Origin of the sequence: Olsenella absiana, from assembly GCF_036408855.1 — a bacterium.
Lineage (GTDB): Bacteria > Actinomycetota > Coriobacteriia > Coriobacteriales > Atopobiaceae > Olsenella_K > Olsenella_K absiana.
In genome coordinates this window covers 25,869-43,547 of record NZ_JAZGJQ010000001.1, presented here as the reverse complement: position 1 = coordinate 43,547, position 17,679 = coordinate 25,869, and the positions used below count along the sequence as shown (strand labels likewise).

Below are 17,679 nucleotides of genomic sequence, written 5' to 3'. Positions count from 1 at the left end.
AGGGAGGGGCAGGCGCGGGGTCACGTGATTCGTAACGAGTGGTCGCTCCCGTGTCACGACGTGCGGGGAGCGGGTGCCCCGGCCCTCGACTCAAAGGCGCCTCCCGACGTAGGCGGAGAAGGCCTCGCACACCGAGTCCCTCCTCCGCCTGCTAAGGGGTATGCGCTCGCCCGTCTTGAGCGCGAGGTCGTCTCCGGCGACCTCGCACACGCAGGAGAGGTTCACCAGGAAGCTCCTGTGGGGGCACACGAAGCGCGAGGGCAGCTGGGACGCCGCGTCCGCCATCGTCCCGTACGTCTCCAGCACCGCCGCGCCGGCGTGCACCCGAAGGAGCCTCCGGTCGCTCTCGATGAAGGAGATCGACCCGGGCGCCACGAGGCGCTCCACCCCCTCCGAGCGGAGCACGAGGGGCCTCTCGCACAGGCGCTCGCGCAGGGTGAGCGCCCTGTCGACGGCTCGCGAGAAGTCCCCGGGGACGAGGGGCCAACCGAGCAGGTAGACGTGGGCGGTCTCGTAGACCCTGGTCGCGTTGCGGCCGGCCACGTCGACGTAGACGACCTGCACGCCCCTGCCTATCCCCACGACCCTGCGCACGACCTCGACCCCGTCCGCGCCGCGCGACCCGAGCACGACGAAGAGGACCTCGGCGCCACGCGACTCGACGGCGGCCGCGAGCTCGTCGACGCGGGCGAGCACCACGGGGTCAAGCTCGCAGCAGTGGGCGCGTGCGACACCCGTGACCTGCGGGTCATTGATGAGGTCCAGGATGGCGTGCGCTGCGGGGCACCCGTCGCAGGCGTCGGGGCGCCCCCACATGGAGGCGCCGTCCGAGCGAGGCCTCCCTTGCCGCTCCCCGCCACCTTGGGGCCGCCCCGCGCACGGCCCCTCCGCGTCGAACACGCCCACCCTGACGACGTCTAGCCCGTCTCCCATGGAACCCTCCTGCCCCCGGACACCAAAAGGTCCCGCAATCCTACGCGCGCTTGCGCGCCGGGAGGCGCTCCTAGGACGCCTCTCGAAGAATCCGCTGCAGGTGGGAGGCACCAAGCTGGCACGGGGTTGCGAAACGGAGCATCCACTCGCAGGCTGCGCCCGCGCCACGGGCTCGATGGGGCAGGAGGAGGCGCGATGGCGACCCCGCGCCATGCGGCAACAGAGGGGGCGGGCCCCCGAAGGAGCCCGCCCCAAGATCGTGCCATTGAGCGGAGGTCCTCCTCGCCTAGGCGAGGACGTCCGCGTACTCCTTGTGCTCGCCGAACCACTTCTTTGCGTAGGAGCAGGTGGCCTTGGCCTTCTTGCCATGGAAGCGCAGGTGTCGGGCGCAGGTGCCCATGAGCCTGCTCGCGAGCCCCATGCCCCTCTCGCTCGGCGCGACGTACACGGAGGTGATGTCGACCGTGTCCCCGCCGGCGTCGACGAAGTCGACCTTGCCCTTGACCTCACCGTAGTCGTCCAGGAAGACCACGTTGTCGTCGTTCGTCTGGAACAGCATTAGAGCCTCCTCCACTAAGCGAAGCCGCGCGGCCCAGAGGACCGCGCGGCTTGGCGGCTGGTATTTGAACGTAACTGATTATTTATCTACCCAGTTCGTTCGGTTTCCAAACGGCAGGTTGGTTTCCCAGCCGCACTGTGGCAGGCACCCACCGCCTGCGGCCACTTTCGTGCCGTCTGCCGTGCTGACGCGACCCCCGCGCGTCGTTGCCCGTACCGCCCGGCCCCCTCCGTGCCGTGGCGGCGCCGACGCCGGGCAGGCGCGTCGAGGCGGGCTACTCCAGCAGCTCGAGAAGGTCCTCGCGGGAGAGCGAGCCCAAGGCCGAGCCGGCCCCCTGCCCCACGACCTCGTCGGCCAACGCGCTCTTGGCGTCCTGCATGTCGAGGATGCGCTCCTCGAGGGTGTTCTCGCAGATGACCTTGTAGACGCACACCTCCTTGGTCTGCCCGATCCTGTGCGCGCGGTCGGTCGCCTGGTTCTGCGCGGCGGCGTTCCACCAGGGGTCCGCGTGCAGCACGATGTTGGCCCCGGTGAGGTTGAGGCCGGTGCCGCCCGCCTTGAGGGAAATGAGGAACACCGGGGTGTCGTCCGAGTTGAACTTGTCCACCAGCTCGATCCTGCGCCTCTTGGGAGTCTGGCCGGTGATGGTGAGGTAGCCGACCCCGCGGCGGTCCAGCTCCTGGGCGATGATGTCGAGGTAGCTCGTGAACTGCGAGAAGAGCAGCATCTTCTGGCGGGCGTCCACGACCTGCTCCACGATCTCCATGATCGCCTCGAGCTTGGCAGAGGGACCTTCGTACTCGTCGAACACCAGGCGGGGGTCGCAGCATACCTGCCGCAGCCGCATCAGTCCCGCAAGGATCTGCATCTTGGAGCGGCCGACCTCGCTCGCGCTCTGCCTGCCGATGGACTCGCGCAGCTCCTGCGCGAGGGCCTCGTAGAGCTTGCGCTGCTCGTCGTCCATGTGGGTGCGCACCACCTGCTCGAGCTTGTCGGGCAGGTCGGTGAGGACGTCGCGCTTGAGCCTGCGCAGGATGAAGGGGCCCACGGCGGCCCTGAGGTGGGCGGACGTGGCCTCGCTCCCCTCCTCCACGATGGGCCGCTCGAAGCGGTCGCGGAAGCGCTCGTAGGTGCCGAGCAGGCCCGGCATGAGGAAGTCGAAGATGCTCCACAGCTCCGAGAGACGGTTCTCCACGGGCGTGCCGGTGAGCGCGAAGCGGTGCTCGGCCCTGAGGTGCTTGACCGAGCGCGCGGCGAGCGTCTCGTGGTTCTTGATGTACTGCGCCTCGTCGAGGACGGCGGCCCACAGGCGCATGCCGGCGTAGTCCTGCACGTCTCGCCTGAGCAGGTCGTAGCTCGTGACCATGACGTCGGGGCGCCGCGAGCGCCTAAGCTCCTGGCGCGCCTCCGCCGTGCCAACGACGACGAGGGTGTCGAGCTCGGGGGCGAACTTGGCGAACTCGGCCTGCCAGTTGTAGACGAGCGAGGCCGGGCACACCACGAGCACGGGGCCGCAGGCGCGCACCTGGTCGATGCAGGAGACGACGAGGGAGATGAGCTGGACGGACTTGCCCAGGCCCATCTCGTCCGCGAGGATCCCGCCGAAGCCCATCTCCGTGAGCGCCCGAAGCCACTGGTAGCCCGCCACCTGGTAGGGCCTGAGCACGCCCGCGAGCGAGGCGGGCGGGGCGAAGCCGGTGGGGTCCACCGCGCGGAAGCCCTCCACGTACCTGCGGAACGACTCCGCCTGCTCCTCGGGGTCGATCAGGTCCTCGAGCAGGAAGGCCTTGTAGGAGGGGACCTCCGCCTCGCCCGCCGTGAGCTCCGCCGGGCTCAGCGAGAGCTCCTGGGTGAGCTCGCTGATCTGGTCGAGGTCGACCGTAGAGAGGTCCAGGATCGAGCCGTCGCGCAGGCGGTGGTAGCGCCTCTTGAGCCGGTAGCTGGCGAGAAGGGCGTGCAGGTCCTCGGCGGGGATGCCCGAGGTGGTCACCGTGAGGTCGATGAGGTTGTTCCTCATCGATACGCCCACGCTGACGGACGGGTGCGCCGTCGACTTGAGCCTGCGGAAGCCGTCCGTCACCATGACCTCGCCCAGGCGCGCCATCTCGCGCGTCCCCTCGAAGACGAGGGTCGCCAGCGCGGAGTCGCTCTTGGGCAGGGTCGCCGTCTTGTCGCCGTCGGTCACGGGCAGGTAGCGCAGGACGACCTCGCGCGCCCGCGCCTCGCCGGCCGCGTCGCGCGCGAGGTTCCTCTCCGCCGCCCCGCGGGGGCCGAGCACCGCGTAGGTCTTGTCGCCGTAGCACGCGACGGGCACGCAGGTGGCGCCGCGCTGCCCGTAGTCCAGGTAGAACCTGAGCGAGAGCGGCTGCGGGCGGAGGGCCTCGAGCCGCTCCGGGACGCTCGTGCGCACCGACGACTCGAGCTTGGGCAGGACCGCCGCGGCGAAGGCCTCGACGTCACCCTTCGAGACGAGCAGGTGGTCCGAGGGGTCGGAGAAGGTCTCAGCGAGAAGGTCCGCGACCGGCGCGAGCCTCTCGGAGCAGATCCACAGGTGCTCCCCGTCGACCGCGATGCTGAGGCTCCCCGACCTCACGAAGCGCGCGTCGCCGTGGCGCCTGAACTCGTAGGCGCCGCCCTGCACCTCCACGAGCTCCACGCTGACCTCGGGGTCGCCCCGCTCGACCGAGAGGGTCCTCGGCCCGGTGGCCCCCGGCATGAGCAGTCCCCCCTTCGAGGCGTCCTCGACCGAGACCTCCGTGCCGACGAGGAGGTCGAGGAACTCCTCGAGCTCGGGGGGCGAGAGGCGCAGCTCCCGGGAGCTGGCGTGGTAGGTCCCCGCGTAGCCGCGGCCCACGAGCCGGTCGAGCGCGTAGGTGCGGCGGTTGCGGACGGCGCGCTCGACGAAGCGGACCATGGGCCGCGCGTCCTTCTCGAAGGCCTCCATGTCGTGGGTGAACGCGAGCTTCTTGCCGTAGCGCACGTACGAGCACGCGTCGAGCGCGTCGACGAGGGCGCCTGGCGACTTGAGCACGTAGGAGCCGCGCTCGCCGGCGATCTTGAAGCGCACCGAGAAGCCCCCCAGGTCGTAGACGAGCTGCGGCACGAGGCGCACGCTCCCCTGGCGCTCCTCCGAGCCGGCGGCGGTCGCGGCGACGCCGGAGGCGCGGCGCCTGTCGAGGAAGTGCGCGATGCTCCTGGACGTGACGACATGGTGGGCCTCGTCGAAGCCCTCGTAGCGGTCGGAGCGGTCGTTGAAGTCGAGGCAGAGCGCGATCGCGTGCTTGCAGGGGCCCGCGTACTTGCGCGCAGCGGGGCACGTGCAGCCGTACCCCACGAGCCGGTCGGCCTCCTCGTCTATCCTGACGCTCGCCCGATACGGCGCGTCATAGCTGTACGTGGCGTCGACGCTGGCGGTGAGGACGGTGAGCTCGCCCTCGTACGAGCAGGTCCTGTCGTGGATCCTGAGGCCGCGGTCGGCGACGACGGCGGCGCGGCTCAGCACGGCCGGGCTGCAGGAGTTAGAGAGCGCGACCCTCGATATCAAGCTTGGTCCTCTCCGGGTGTGGTTCTGGTGCGATGGCGGCGCGGCGGCGGGCGGGCCCACGGGCGGCATGCGCCCTCGTGGGGACACCCGCCACGCATGCGGGACCTCTAAGAATAGCGCGTTCGGGCGCGGGCGGGGGCGGCCTACGCGCCGAGCGCCTCGAGGGTCCTGGAGACGCCCATCTCCACGTTGCTCCACCTCGTGACGTGGGTGGCGCGCGCCTTGACCGCCTCCTCGGCGTTGGCCATGGCGAAGGAGGTGCCCACCGCGGCCATGAGGTCCAGGTCGTTGAGGCCGTCGCCGAAGCCCGCGCAGTCCGCGGGGTCCACGCCGAGGTGCTCGCAGACGAGCCGCACGCCCGCGCCCTTGCTCACGCCGCCCGCCCCGATCTCGCACAGCTCCGCGCGCGAGCGGACGACCGCGAGCTCGGGGAAGCGCCGCGCGACCTCCCGCTCCGCCGCCAGGATCGCCTCCGGCTCGCCCATCAGCATGAACTTGTGCACCCCACGCTCGCCGAAGCGGCCGCGCAGGTCGGGGTCCACAACGCTCTTGTCGCGCACGAAGTACTCCTCCTCGCGCACCCGCGGGTCCGAGTCGTCGTCCACGACCCAGGTGTCGAAGCCGTACGTGCAGCAGAACACCTGGGGCAGCTCGGTGGTGAGGAAGTCCTTTATCTCGCAGGCGGCGTCGATGCCGATCGTCTTCGAGAAGAGCTCGCGCCCGCAGGCGTCGCGCACGAGCGCGCCGCCGTAGGCGACGTAGGGGCCCTGGAAGCCGAGCTCGCGCTGGACCGGCGCGATGCCGCCCGGGCCGCGCGAGGAGATGAGCACGAAGGGCACGCCCGCCGCCACCAGCCGCACGATGGGGCCGGCTGAGGCCGGCATCGCGTGGTGTTCGGCGTCGACCAGGGTGCCGTCTATGTCGCTGAAGACCGCCTTGTAGGGGAACATCCGTCACGCCTCCCGTCCGGCCGACGCGCGGCCAAGGACCCTTTGCGCCACCGCCCGGGGAGACACCTCGGACAGGATGACCGCGAGGAAGATGAGGGCGAAGCCGCACATAAGGCGCCAGGTGAGCGGGTCGCCATAGAACAGGACCGAGAAGAGCACGCCGAAGACGCTCTCGAGCGAGAGCAGGATCGAGGCCTGCGTGGGGGGCACGTGGCTCTGGCCGACGTTCTGCAGGATGGAGCAGACGCACGACGAGAGGAGCGTCACGTAGAGCATCTGGAAGACCAGGTCGCCCGTGACCTGCACGGCGGGGACGGGCTCGGTGAGCAGCGCCTTCACGAGCGAGACGAGTCCCATCGCGAAGACGTCGACCACCGTCAGGGTGCAGACGTCGTGTCCGGGGGCGAGGCGGTCGAGCTGGACGATCTGCACGGCGAAGCAGGCCGCGCCGAGCAGGGTCATCCAGTCGCCCCACCTGAGCGAGAACGTGAGGGAGTCTCCGAGCGAGACGAACCCGACGCCCGCCAGGCACAGCAGCGCCGCCACGAAGTTGTTCGCCCGCGGCCGGCGCCTGGTGAGCCCCCAGGAGAGGAAGGGCACCATGACGCAGTAGACGGCCGTGAGGAAGGCGTTGTTGGAGGGCGTGGTGTCGACGAGCCCCATGTTCTGGATCAGGTAGCCGAGGCCGCCCGAGACGCCGACGACCGCGCCGGCCAGGAGGTGGCTCCCGTCGAGGTTGGCGGCGAGGCGCCGGCGGAACACGACGGCGAGCACGCAGCCGGACACGATGAAGCGGAAGGCGATGAGCCAGCCGGGGGATATGCTGTCGAGCGCGCCCTTGAGGATCATGAAGGACCCGCCCCAGATCGCCGCGGCGGAGAGCAGCATCAGCCGCCAGACCCAGGCCGGGCGCGAGGCGTCCCGCGCGGCGGCCTCCGGGCTCGCCGCGTCACCGAGGGCGACGCCCCTCTCGTCAGTCGTCCCCACGCCCTAGCCCCAGTACACGATCTTCTGCTTGGCCTCTGCGACCGCGTCCTCGCCGAGGTAGCGCCTCACGATCGCGAGGCCGAGGTCGGTCGCGGTGCCCATGCCCTGGCTCGTGAGCACGCTCCCGTCGACGACCACGCGCTCGTCGGCCACGACGACGCCGCCGTTCTCGGCGATCTCGTGCTGGAAGTTGGGGTTGCTCGTGGCGCGGCGCCCCCTGAGCAGGCCCCTGCGGGCGAGGACCACGGCCGGCGCGGCGCAGATGGCGGCCACGTCCCTGCCCTCGGCGACGAAGGCGTCCACGGCCGCAACCAGCGGCCCACAGGCCGCGAGGTTGTTGGTGCCGGGCATCCCGCCGGGCAGGAAGAGCAGGTCGTAGTCGGCGAAGTCGACCTCGCCCACGACCTTGTCGCACGTGATGGCGACGCGGTGCGAGGAGGTGATGGTCCTGTCCTCCGACACGGCGACGAGGTCGCACGGGATGCCCATCCGGAAGAGCACGTCCACCACGGCGAGGGCCTCCACCTCCTCGCAGCCGTCGGCGAGGAACGCCGCGACACGCCGGTCGCATCTCTTGTCGAAGCTCATGGGGTCCTCCTTGGTCTCGTCTCACGTGAGACATTCTATCCGGAACGCGGCACGCAAGGCGTGCGGACGCGCCCCGCGCCCCCACGCCTCCGCCCTCCGGGCGAGGGGTGCGGGGCGACCCTGCGGAATTTCTCGTCCGCCGTTGTGAAATCGGCCGAGCGCGTTTATCATCACTGTAAATGGTCGATTGCGGGGGTCTGGCGCGGCGCGAGCCGCCCTGCGCCCACCTGCGGCCGGCCGTGCCGGCACCCGCTCTCCCGTGCGCCGGCACACCTGCGCTTCCATGCTCCAACCGGCGTTTCCGTATGCATTTTGATGCACGCGCACTTTCAGAACCCACCTCGCGGCCTCGCGCCGCGAGACCGCGAGCTACGAGGCGGCCGGCCGAGGGGGACCGGCCCGCCGGCACCGACCGTGTGGCTTTACCAAATCAATGTGGCCCGCGCCGCGGGCCACGGGGTTTGTTGGAGAGGAGAATTCATGCAGTATTCCGCAGAAGTGGAGAGGATGTGCCCGGTCGCCAAGGGTGCATACCACGGCCCTGCGCCCATCCCCGAGGAGGGCAAGTGGGTCCAGGCGATGAAGATCGAGGACATCTCCGGCTACACGCACGGCGTGGGCTGGTGCGCCCCCCAGCAGGGCGCCTGCAAGCTGAGCCTCAACGTCAAGGACGGCATCATCGAGGAGTGCCTGATCGAGACGATCGGCTGCTCCGGCATGACGCACTCCGCCGCCATGGCCGCCGAGATCCTCCCCGGCAAGACCATCCTCGAGGCCCTGAACACCGACCTCGTCTGTGACGCCATCAACGTCGCCATGCGCGAGCTCTTCCTGCAGATCGTCTACGGCCGCACCCAGACGGCCTTCTCCGAGGGCGGCCTGCCCGTCGGCACCGGCCTCGACGACCTCGGCAAGGGCATGCGCTCCATGGTGGGCACCACCTACGGCACCAAGGCCAAGGGCGCCCGCTACCTCGAGCTCACGCAGGGCTACATCACCAAGCTCGCCCTCAACGACAAGAACGAGATCATCGGCTTCGAGTTCCTGAACCTCGGCAAGTTCACCGACGCGATCAAGGCCGGCACCGACGCCAACGAGGCCGTGAAGGCCGCCATGGGCCGCTACGGCCAGTGGGACCAGGCCGTCAAGTCCATCGATCCGCGCACCGAGTAGAGAGAGGGAGGCTGAGACACAATGGCAGTTACGTTCGAGGGCTACGAGCGCCGCATCGACAAGATCAACAAGGTGCTCGACAGCTATGGCATCAACGGTCTCGAGGATGCCAAGAAGATCTGTGACGACAAGGGCGTGGACCCCTACGGCATCGTGATGGACACGCAGTCCATCGCCTTCGAGAACGCGGGCTGGGCCTACACCGCCGGCTGCGCCATCGCCATCAAGAAGGGCGTCAAGACCGCCCCTGAGGCAGCCTCCGCCATCGGCGAGGGCCTCCAGGCCTTCTGCGTCCCCGGCTCCGTCGCCGACGACCGCAAGGTCGGCCTCGGCCACGGCAACCTGGGCGCGATGCTGCTCGGCGAGGACACCGAGTGCTTCGCGTTCCTTGCCGGCCACGAGTCCTTCGCAGCCGCCGAGGGCGCCATCGGCATCGCCAACAACGCCAACAAGGCCCGCAAGAAGCCGCTGCGCGTCATCCTGAACGGCCTCGGCAAGGACGCCGCCCAGATCATCGCCCGCATCAACGGCTTCACCTACGTGAAGACCAAGTTCGACTACTTCACCGGCGAGCTCGAGGTCGTGGAGACCATCCCGTACTCCGACGGCCCGCGCGCCAAGGTCAACTGCTACGGCGCGGACGACGTCCGCGAGGGCGTCGCCATCATGTGGCACGAGAACGTCGACATCTCCATCACCGGCAACTCCACCAACCCGACGCGCTTCCAGCACCCCGTCGCGGGCACCTACAAGAAGGAGCGCCTCGCCGCGGGCAAGAAGTACTTCTCCGTCGCCTCCGGTGGCGGCACCGGCCGCACCCTGCACCCGGACAACATGGCCGCCGGCCCCGCCTCCTACGGCATGACCGACACCATGGGCCGCATGCACTCCGACGCCCAGTTCGCCGGCTCCAGCTCCGTGCCGGCGCACGTCGACATGATGGGCCTCATCGGCATGGGCAACAACCCCATGGTCGGCGCGACCGTCGCCTGCGCCGTCGCCGTCGAGGAGGCCATGAACAAGTAGGCCACGCCTCTTGTCCTGCGCACCAAGGGAGGGGTCCCGCCTCGGCGGGGCCCCTCTTTTGTACCGTCCTGCCGCCGGCCTGCCGGCAGCCGGGGCCTCGCCACGGAAGCCCACCGGCCTGCCGCGGCGCTACACCGGCAGCGCGAAGAAGCGCCGGTAGAGCTCGATCTCCGCCGGGGTGGACTTGCTCGAGCGGAACTCGACCGAGCCCTCGGCCCCCGCAGGGGCGAGAAGCCCGTCCTCCCCGAGCAGGCGCGCGAGCTGGTGGGCGGCGCCCTCGCCGCCGTCGAAGAAGGCGACGTCGCCCAGGACGTCGGCAATCTGGCGCTTGATGAAGGGGTAGTGCGTGCAGCCGAGCACCACGGAGTCGACCTGCCCGCGGTAGCGCCCGACCAGGCGCCAGAGGAGGTCGTGGAGCTCCGGTGCGTCGAGGTCGCCCCCCTCGATCAGCTGCACGAGGCCCACGCAGGGCACGCAGGTGACCTCGGCCTCCCCTCCCCACTCCTCCAGGAGGTTACGGAACTTCTCCAGCCGGAGCGTCGCCGCCGTGGCCATCACGAGGATGCGGCCGCCGTGCGAGTGGAGGGCGGCCGGCTTGAGCGCCGGCTCGCAGCCCACGATGGGGAGCCCCCGGTACTTCTCGCGCAGGTAGCTGGCAGAGGCGGAGGTCGCGGTGTTGCAGGCGATCACGATCGCCTTTGCGCCCTCGGCCACGAAGCGGTCGACGATGCCGGTCGAGAGCGCGCGGATCTCGTCGACGGTCCTGTCCCCGTAGGGGGCGTTGGCGGAGTCCCCGAAGAACACGAAGTGCTCGTGCGGGAGCTCGGCCACGAGCCTCTCGAGCACGCTGATCCCTCCCAGGCCGGAGTCGAAGACCCCGACGAAACCGTCCTTGGACACGTCCGCTCCCCCTCATGACGCCTCGCGCCGGCGATAGACATAGTTCACGTAAGCATACCCCTCGCAGGGCCCCGGGAACGGGAGGCCAGCCCCCTCCCCCGGTTGACCGAGCGTGCGGCCGCTGTTAGGGTGGGCACGTTCAGACGACGCCTTCGGGAAAGGGGGCACGATGCAGATTCGCCGCGCCGAGAGGGGTGACGTCTCCGGGATCGACAGGCTGCTCGCCGAGGTCAACCGGATCCACCACGAAGGTCGCCCCGACCTCTTCGACCTCGGCCGCAAGTACACGGACGACCAGATCGCCGAGATGCTGGGAGATGACTCCCGCCCGATCTTCGTGGCGGTGGACGAGGGAGGCGAGGTCCTCGGCTACGCCTTCTGCCAGCACCAGCAGATCATAGGGGACACCATCCGCACCCCCGTGAAGACGCTCTACATCGACGACCTCTGCGTGGACGAGGCGACCCGCGGCAGGGGCGTGGGTCGTTCGCTCTTCGACCACGTCCTCGCCTACGCGCGCGAGGCAGGCTGCCACGACGTCACCCTCAACGTGTGGGAGCTCAACCCCGGCGCCCGCGCCTTCTACGAGCGCATGGGCATGCGCCCCCTCAAGACCTGCATGGAGACCCTGCTCTAGCGTGCATGGGGCGGGCTTCCTTGGGTAGGATGGCAGGGTGCTAGGTTCCCGCAAGGAGCGGGACGCCATTCCCACCACGACAAGAGGAGATCAGGCCATGAGCAACGAGGGCAAGAAGGTCAAGGTCCACTACACCGGCACGCTCGACGACGGCACCAAGTTCGACTCGTCCTTTGACCGCAACGAGCCGCTGGAGTTCACCTGCATGGCTGGCCAGATGATCAAGGGGTTCGACGCCGCCGTGCGCGACATGGAGGTCGGCCAGACCGTGAACGTCCACCTCGAGCCCGCCGAGGCCTACGGCGAGCGCGACGAGGACAACGTCCGCACCTTCGCGCTCGAGCAGCTGCCCGGCGCGGAGAACGCCACCGTGGGGCAGCGCGTCTTCCTCTCCGGCCCCGACGGCCGCCCCTTCCCCGTCACCGTGACCGCGCTCGACGACCGCACGATCACGCTCGACGCCAACCACGAGATGGCCGGGAAGGCCCTCAACTTCGAGATCACCCTCCTCGAGGTCGAGGACTAGGGCATAGCCCCCAGGTGACAAGAACCGCGCGCTCCCGAGGGGGCGCGACAGACGACGGCCGGCAGCGTCCCGAGGACGCCGCCGGCCGTCTCCTTCGTCCTAGCCGGGTCCCGGCGCCCACGCCCCGAGGGGACGTGCGACTCGGACGCCGGTACCCTGGCCTAGGTCGCTACTGGAGCACCTTGGACTGCGGCTTGCTGAACGCCTTCACGTCGGGCGCGAGGGGCATGTCCCAGCCGAAGTGGTCGGTGTGGAGAAGGTGCTCGGCGCGCTCGGAGAGGGGCTCCTCGAGGTACTCGCTGTAGAGCGCCTGGATCGAGGGATTCTCGTAGGAGTTGCGCAGGTCGGCCTTGCGGTCGAGGCCCCAGAGGACCTCGCCACGAGACTCCGCGCGCTCCTCTCCGTCGTGAATCGGCTGGCCGCCGCCGCCGGCGCAGCCTCCCGGGCAGGCCATGATCTCGATGAAGTCGTAGTGGACCTCGCCGGACTCGAGCGCCTCGAGCAGATGGTGGGTGTTGCCGAGGCCGCTGGCGACGGCCACGTGCAGCGGGGTGCCCGCCATGTTGAAGGTGGCCTCCTTCCAGCCCTTCATTCCGCGGACGTCCGAGAACATGTCGGGCTTGGGGGCCTCGCCGGTGACCGTGTGGTAGGCGGTGCGCAGCGCTGCCTCCATGACGCCGCCGGTGGCACCGAAGATGACCGCGGCGCCGGTCGCCTCGCTGATGGGCTTGTCGAACTCGGACTCGGGGAGCATCGCGATGTCGAGGTGCTCCTCGGAGACCATGCGGTCGAGCTCGCGGACGGTGATGACGCAGTCCACGTCGGGCGCCTCGCAGGCGTCGGCCTGGTTGGGCTCCTCGCACTCTGCCTTCTTGGCGAGGCAGGGCATGACGCTCACGACGAACATCTTGCGCGGGTCGACGCAGAGTCTCTCGGCGAAGAAGCTCTTGACCACGGCACCGAACATCTGGTGCGGGCTCTTGCTCGTGGAGAGGTTGGCGGTGAGCTCGGGGTAGTGTCCCTTGAGGTAGCGGACCCAGCCCGGGCAGCAGCTGGTGAACATGGGAAGCGGGCCGTGCTCGGGGTGCTGCATGCGGTCGAGGAGCTCGCTGGCCTCCTCCATGATCGTGAGGTCGGCGGCGAAGTCGGTGTCGAAGACGTAGTCGAAGCCCATGCGCTTGAGGGCCGTGGCGAGGCGCCCCTCGGTCGCGACGTCGGGGCTGACGCCGAAGGCCTCGCCCCACGAGGAGCGGACGGCGGGCGCCACCTGGGCGATCGTGATGACGTCGGGGTCGGCGAGGGCGTCGAAGACGCGGGCGGTGTCATCGCGCTCGGAGAGGGCGCCGACGGGGCAGTGCGTGATGCACTGGCCGCACAGGGCGCACTCGGAGTTCTCGATGCGGCGCGCGCCGCCGACGTTGACCGCGGTGTGGCTCGAGCGGTTGACGAGGTCCCAGATGTCGACCTCCTGGATCTTGCTGCAGACCTGGATGCACCTCAGGCAGTTAACGCACTTGTTGTTGTCGCGCTGCAGCGGGTAGTCCTTCGGCCACTTCCAGCGCATGAGCTTGGGCTCGAAGGGCAGCTCGGTGATGCCGAGGTCGCGCGTGAGGCTCTGCAGGGTGCAGTTGCCGTTGCGCACGCAGCTCGTGCACGTGGTGTTGTGGCGGGAGAGCAGGAACTCGACGTTCTCCCTGCGCGCCTCGCGGACCTTGGGGCTGTTGGTGTGGACGACCATGCCCTCCTCGACGTAGTTGTTGCAGGACGCCACGAGCTGGGGCAGTCCCTCGATCTCGACGAGGCAGACGCGGCAGGAGCCGATCTGGTTGATATCCTTGAGGTAGCACAGGGTCGGGATCTTGATCCCGACCGACGCCGCGGCGTCGAGGATGGTGGTGTGCTCGGGCACCTCCACGGGAATCGTGTCTATCGTGAGCCTTACCATGCGAAGATCCTCCCTCCGCGGAACGCGCCATAGCCGAAGTGGTCGCAGCACAGGCAGCGGTTCGCCTCCTGCTTTGCCTCTTCCTCCGTGAAGCCGATCTCCATGAGGTCGAAGTCGTGCTTGCGCTCGCAGGCCTCCCGCTCCTTGAGCTCGCAGCGGGCGCAGGCGACCTTGCCCTTGTACTGCACCTGCGGCATCTCGATGGGGACCGTGATCTCGTCCTTGTGGTTGTAGCCGAAGTAGCCGTCGATGTTGCCAGCGGCGACCTTGCCCGCCTTGATGGCGCGGATGACGGTGGCGGGGCCGGACTCGCAGTCGCCGCCGCTCCAGACGTTCTCGAAGCCGGGGACCATGCCGTCGGGGTTGGCGACGATGCGACCGCGCTGGCAGGGCACGCCGAGGTCCTCGAACGGCTTGGAGTTGATGGCCTGGCCGATTGCCACGGCCACGACGTCGCAGTCGAGGGTGACGTCGGGCGCGTCGGCCTTGCGCGGGGCGGGGCGGCCGTTGCGCGGGCCACCGATGATCTGCGGTTCGACCCTGAGGCCCACGACGTGACCGTCCTCGACCACGATCTCCTTGGGCGAGTGGAGCTCCAGGACCTCGCAGCCCTCGGCGCGGGCGCCCTCGATCTCCTCGACCTGGGCCGTCATGTCCTGGACGCGACGGCGGTAGACGATCGTGACCTTCTCGGCGCCGAGGCGGATGCTCGTGCGGGCGACGTCCATTGCGACGTTGCCGCCGCCGACGACGCAGACCCTCTTGCCCTTGAAGTCGGGCGGGTTGTCGTCGCCCATGGCGCGCAGCATCTTGACGGCCGAGATGACGCCCTCGGCGTCCTCGCCGGGGATGCCGAGCTTGCGGTCGTTGTGGGCGCCGATGGCGATGTAGACCGCGTCGTACTCCTTGCGGAGCTTGTCGATGTCGGTCACGTAGGTGTTGAGCTTCACCTCGACGCCGCAGTCGACGATCCACTTGATCTCTCGGTCGAGCTCCTCGTGCGGCAGGCGGTAGTCGGGGATGCCGTAGCGCAGCATGCCACCGAGGTGCTGGCGCGCCTCGAAGACGGTGCACTTGTGGCCCATGAGCGTCAGGAAGTACGCCGCGGACAGGCCGGCGGGGCCGCCGCCGATGACGGCCACGGTCTTGCCCGTCGGCTCGAGGATGACCGGCCTGTAGTCCTCCTCCATGTGGTCGACCGCGTAGCGCTTGAGGCCGCGGATGTTCATCGGGTCGTCGACCATGCCGCGACGGCAGCGCGCCTCGCAGGGGTGCTCGCAGATGAGGCCGCAGACGAGGGGAAGCGGGTTGTCCTTGCGGATGAGACGGACGGCGTCGGTGTAGCGGCCTGCGGAGACGAGCGAGATGTAGCCGGGGATGTCGACGTGGGCGGGGCAGCCGCTCACGCAGGGGACGTGGCGACGACGCCTGAAGTCGCAGCTCTGGTGCTCGATGTGGTGGACGAAGTCGTCGTGGAAGCCCTTGACCGCGAGAAGCGCCATCTCACCGGCCTCGTAGCCGATGGCGCAGTCCGCGGAGTTGTAGATGGTGCTGGCCGTGGACTCGATGAGCCTGAGCGTGCCCTCGTCGGCACGGCCCTCCAGGACGTCGTCCAGGAGCCCCTCGAGCACCTTGAGGCCCACGCGGCAGGGCGTGCACTTTCCGCAGCTCTGCGTGGCGCACATCGATACGACCGCACGCGTGAACTCGACCGGGCATGGCTCGAGCGAGCTGCACTCGAGGCGCCTCTCGAGCGCCTGGTGCATCTCGTCCATCACCGCCTGGGCCTCGCTACGCTCCAATACATACATGCGAGACATATAGGTTTCCTCTCCTCACTGGTTTCCCGTATCCGCACGTGATTACACGTTCCGTCATGGAGCCGCTCTCCCCTTGAAGCGGGCAGAAAACGCGTGACGATAGTCTAACAACCAGTTATTAAATGTGATTCGCATTTGAGGTGAGAGGTCCTATGGCACGGCCAGTGGTTGTCCATCGTTTACCAGCGGCTCGCAACGACGTCCCATTTGAGTAATCAAATTGTTCCTACGCGACTATCCAATCCGGGCGCCCTGCCATGCACGGAGCCGCACGGGTATCATGGTTCGCATGCCGGCTCGCTCGGCCGGCGACAGCGCCTCGTCTCTCGCTTGGGGTGGTCCATGGGCAACATCGTCACATACCTGCAGGAGCATGGGTCCGAGACCCTCGCCGACAGGCCCTTCAACGACGTCGACAACCTCGTCCTCGCGACCCTCTCCTACCTCGACCTCACGGGAATCGTCCCCACAGTCGAACAGCGCGGCCAGGTGAGCATGGAGCGGGCGATGAACTCCGCCATCCTCCTCGTCAAGCGCAGCAGCGGCGTGGGCGAGATGCGCCCCGCCTTCATCAAGGCGCTCGGCGAGTCGGCGCGCTTCGGCTCGGCACAGCTCAGGAACGGCTGCGTCGTGCTCGACGCCGAGAGCGGCACGCAGTTCTCGGCCCTCGAGATCGCGCTTCCGGACGGAACGAGCTACGTCTCCTTCCGCGGCACCGACAACTCCTTCGTGGGCTGGAAGGAGGACTTCACCATGGCCTACCAGGTGATGCCCTCCCAGGTGGAGGCGGCTCGCTACCTCGACCGCATCATGCGCCTGACCAGGCGCTACCGCGTCGGCGGCCACTCCAAGGGAGGGACCCTCGCCGAGTACGCAGTCCTCAAGTGCAACCCCCTCAAGCGCATGCGCGTCATCGAGGTCTACAACAACGACGGCCCAGGCCTGCCCACCGACGTGGTGGACCTCGCGGACTACGACAAGGTCGCGTCCAGGCTCACGCGCATCGTGCCCACGTTCGACGTCTTCGGCCAGGTCTTCCAGCACAGCCTACCAAACAAGATCGTCCGCTCGAGCGAGGAGGGCATCATGCAGCACGACAGCTTCTCCTGGCTGGTCGAGGATGACCACTTCGTCTGCACCTCCGAGCTCTCGCCCGACTGCGCCTTCATCAACCGGACGCTGCACGACTGGATCGAGTCGCTCGACCTGCCCGGCAGGCGCAGGTTCGTCGAGGGCTTCTTCGATGCGCTCGAGCGCAAGGGGATCCGCGAGCAGACCGAGTTCTCCGAGGGCGGGCCCCTGCTGCTCCAGGCGCTCGCGCTCCAGATCGTGGCCGAGCAGAACCCGGGGGCCGAGGGCGTCGTGAAGCTCGCGGCAGCGGGGATCGGCGCGCTCGACTCGCTCGACCTGCGCAGCTTCCTCCACGAGCAGCACATGACCCGCGGGGCCATCCTGTTCGGGCTCGGCCTGTTCTTCCTGGTCAACCCCGACTTCGCAGCGAGCTGGTTCTGCTACGTGATCGGCGTCGTGGCGCAGTTCTGGGTCGGCAGCAGGCTCGTCAAGGCCGCCGAGGACGCCAGCCTCGACACCTTCAACCGCCGCCTGCGCCTCGTCGGCTACGTCGTCGTCCTCTGCGTCGTGTCCTTCTCCATGGCGCAGCAGGCGCTGGTCACGCGCTTCGCCAACCTCGTGCTGGGAGGCCTCTTCCTCGTCGGCGCCTTCCGGGCGGCGCAGAAGGCGACCGTGCGCGACAAACCCCGGTGGAACCGCGTCGGCGACGGCGTCGTCGCCGCAGGCAGCTTCGCCCTCGGCATGTTCCCCATGCTCACGGCGCGCACCCTGGTCGAGCAGTACATCTACGTCGCGTCGGTCGTCGTGACCCTCTACGGCGCCGCTTCGATAGTGTGGGGCATGTGGGTGGCGACCCACCCGGGCGCCGGTCTCCTGCGCCAGCTCCGCCCCGACGGAGCCGACCAGCAGGTCGCGCAGGCTGACGTGCAGGCGCCGCAGGCTGACGTGCAGGCGCCGCAGGCTGACGCGCAGGCGACCGGAAAGTCGCAGCCCCGCACGTAGGGCCACCTGCTAAACTTT

General features: G+C 69.0%; 14 protein-coding genes. 5 read left to right on the top strand and 9 right to left on the bottom strand.

Annotated features, from left to right (window positions below):
* Positions 1–90: 90 nt before the first annotated feature.
* The 6 genes from VXJ25_RS00160 to VXJ25_RS00135 all read right to left on the bottom strand — a co-directional run bounded on the left by VXJ25_RS00160 (position 91) and on the right by VXJ25_RS00135 (position 7,561).
* Positions 91–933, bottom strand: coding sequence for a LytR/AlgR family response regulator transcription factor (locus tag VXJ25_RS00160; RefSeq protein WP_330957179.1), 843 nt, complete (start codon positions 931–933; stop codon positions 91–93).
* A 286-nt stretch (positions 934–1,219) separates the two neighbouring features.
* On the bottom strand, positions 1,220–1,492 hold the full coding sequence (locus VXJ25_RS00155) for a GNAT family N-acetyltransferase (protein WP_330957178.1): 273 nt from the start codon (positions 1,490–1,492) through the stop codon (positions 1,220–1,222).
* A gap of 274 nt (positions 1,493–1,766) precedes the next feature.
* On the bottom strand, positions 1,767–5,036 hold the full coding sequence (locus VXJ25_RS00150; RefSeq protein WP_330957177.1) for a DEAD/DEAH box helicase: 3,270 nt from the start codon (positions 5,034–5,036) through the stop codon (positions 1,767–1,769).
* A 143-nt stretch (positions 5,037–5,179) separates the two neighbouring features.
* Entirely contained in the window at positions 5,180–5,986 is an 807-nt protein-coding gene (locus VXJ25_RS00145; RefSeq protein WP_330957176.1) for a Cof-type HAD-IIB family hydrolase, read from the bottom strand.
* A 3-nt stretch (positions 5,987–5,989) separates the two neighbouring features.
* Entirely contained in the window at positions 5,990–6,973 is a 984-nt protein-coding gene (locus tag VXJ25_RS00140) for a DMT family transporter (protein WP_330957175.1), read from the bottom strand.
* Between the two features lie 3 nt (positions 6,974–6,976).
* A complete protein-coding gene (locus VXJ25_RS00135; RefSeq protein ID WP_330957174.1) occupies positions 6,977–7,561 on the bottom strand; it encodes a DJ-1 family glyoxalase III in 585 nt (194 codons plus the stop codon).
* 480 nt (positions 7,562–8,041) lie between these two features.
* On the opposite strand from VXJ25_RS00135, the gene VXJ25_RS00130 reads away from it, so the two are divergent.
* Both VXJ25_RS00130 and VXJ25_RS00125 read left to right on the top strand, forming a co-directional pair.
* On the top strand, positions 8,042–8,734 hold the full coding sequence (locus VXJ25_RS00130; RefSeq protein ID WP_330957173.1) for an iron-sulfur cluster assembly scaffold protein: 693 nt from the start codon (positions 8,042–8,044) through the stop codon (positions 8,732–8,734).
* Positions 8,735–8,755: 21 nt separating this feature from the next.
* Positions 8,756–9,760: a GGGtGRT protein gene (locus VXJ25_RS00125; RefSeq protein ID WP_330957172.1), complete on the top strand. Its 1,005-nt coding sequence runs from the start codon at positions 8,756–8,758 to the stop codon at positions 9,758–9,760.
* Between the two features lie 129 nt (positions 9,761–9,889).
* Here VXJ25_RS00125 and murI read toward each other — a convergent pair whose 3' ends face one another.
* Positions 9,890–10,660, bottom strand: a complete 771-nt coding sequence (gene murI, locus VXJ25_RS00120; RefSeq protein WP_330957171.1) for a glutamate racemase — start codon at positions 10,658–10,660, stop codon at positions 9,890–9,892.
* 169 nt (positions 10,661–10,829) lie between these two features.
* Between murI and VXJ25_RS00115 the strand changes: the two genes are divergently transcribed.
* The gene (locus VXJ25_RS00115) at positions 10,830–11,297 is read left to right on the top strand and encodes a GNAT family N-acetyltransferase (protein ID WP_330957170.1); all 468 of its coding nucleotides are present in this window, start codon (positions 10,830–10,832) and stop codon (positions 11,295–11,297) included.
* Between the two features lie 97 nt (positions 11,298–11,394).
* On the top strand, positions 11,395–11,823 hold the full coding sequence (locus VXJ25_RS00110) for an FKBP-type peptidyl-prolyl cis-trans isomerase (RefSeq protein ID WP_330957169.1): 429 nt from the start codon (positions 11,395–11,397) through the stop codon (positions 11,821–11,823).
* Positions 11,824–11,992: 169 nt separating this feature from the next.
* Here VXJ25_RS00110 and VXJ25_RS00105 read toward each other — a convergent pair whose 3' ends face one another.
* Positions 11,993–13,768 (bottom strand): [FeFe] hydrogenase, group A, encoded by a 1,776-nt coding sequence (locus tag VXJ25_RS00105; protein ID WP_330957168.1) that lies wholly within the window; start codon positions 13,766–13,768, stop codon positions 11,993–11,995.
* Positions 13,762–15,579 carry an NAD(P)-binding protein gene (locus VXJ25_RS00100; protein WP_330957167.1) on the bottom strand — a complete coding sequence of 606 codons (1,818 nt, stop codon included), beginning with the start codon at positions 15,577–15,579 and terminating at the stop codon, positions 13,762–13,764. Before VXJ25_RS00100 ends, VXJ25_RS00105 begins: the two co-directional genes overlap by 7 nt.
* 351 nt (positions 15,580–15,930) lie before the next feature.
* Between VXJ25_RS00100 and VXJ25_RS00095 the strand changes: the two genes are divergently transcribed.
* Complete coding sequence (locus tag VXJ25_RS00095) at positions 15,931–17,661, top strand: Mbeg1-like protein (protein WP_330957166.1); 1,731 nt, start codon at positions 15,931–15,933, stop codon at positions 17,659–17,661.
* Positions 17,662–17,679: the final 18 nt, after the last annotated feature.

Excerpts from the sequence above, each read along its gene's own strand:
- VXJ25_RS00155 (WP_330957178.1), bottom strand. The coding sequence starts at position 1,492 with ATGCTGTTCCAGACGAACGACGACAACGTGGTCTTCCTGGACGACTAC.
- VXJ25_RS00105 (WP_330957168.1), bottom strand. The coding sequence starts at position 13,768 with ATGGTAAGGCTCACGATAGACACGATTCCCGTGGAGGTGCCCGAGCAC.
- VXJ25_RS00100 (WP_330957167.1), bottom strand. The coding sequence starts at position 15,579 with ATGTATGTATTGGAGCGTAGCGAGGCCCAGGCGGTGATGGACGAGATG.
- VXJ25_RS00130 (WP_330957173.1), top strand. The coding sequence starts at position 8,042 with ATGCAGTATTCCGCAGAAGTGGAGAGGATGTGCCCGGTCGCCAAGGGT.
- VXJ25_RS00125 (WP_330957172.1), top strand. The coding sequence starts at position 8,756 with ATGGCAGTTACGTTCGAGGGCTACGAGCGCCGCATCGACAAGATCAAC.
- VXJ25_RS00095 (WP_330957166.1), top strand. The coding sequence starts at position 15,931 with ATGGGCAACATCGTCACATACCTGCAGGAGCATGGGTCCGAGACCCTC.
- VXJ25_RS00160 (WP_330957179.1), bottom strand. The coding sequence starts at position 933 with ATGGGAGACGGGCTAGACGTCGTCAGGGTGGGCGTGTTCGACGCGGAG.
- VXJ25_RS00135 (WP_330957174.1), bottom strand. The coding sequence starts at position 7,561 with ATGAGCTTCGACAAGAGATGCGACCGGCGTGTCGCGGCGTTCCTCGCC.
- VXJ25_RS00145 (WP_330957176.1), bottom strand. The coding sequence starts at position 5,986 with ATGTTCCCCTACAAGGCGGTCTTCAGCGACATAGACGGCACCCTGGTC.
- VXJ25_RS00110 (WP_330957169.1), top strand. The coding sequence starts at position 11,395 with ATGAGCAACGAGGGCAAGAAGGTCAAGGTCCACTACACCGGCACGCTC.
- VXJ25_RS00115 (WP_330957170.1), top strand. The coding sequence starts at position 10,830 with ATGCAGATTCGCCGCGCCGAGAGGGGTGACGTCTCCGGGATCGACAGG.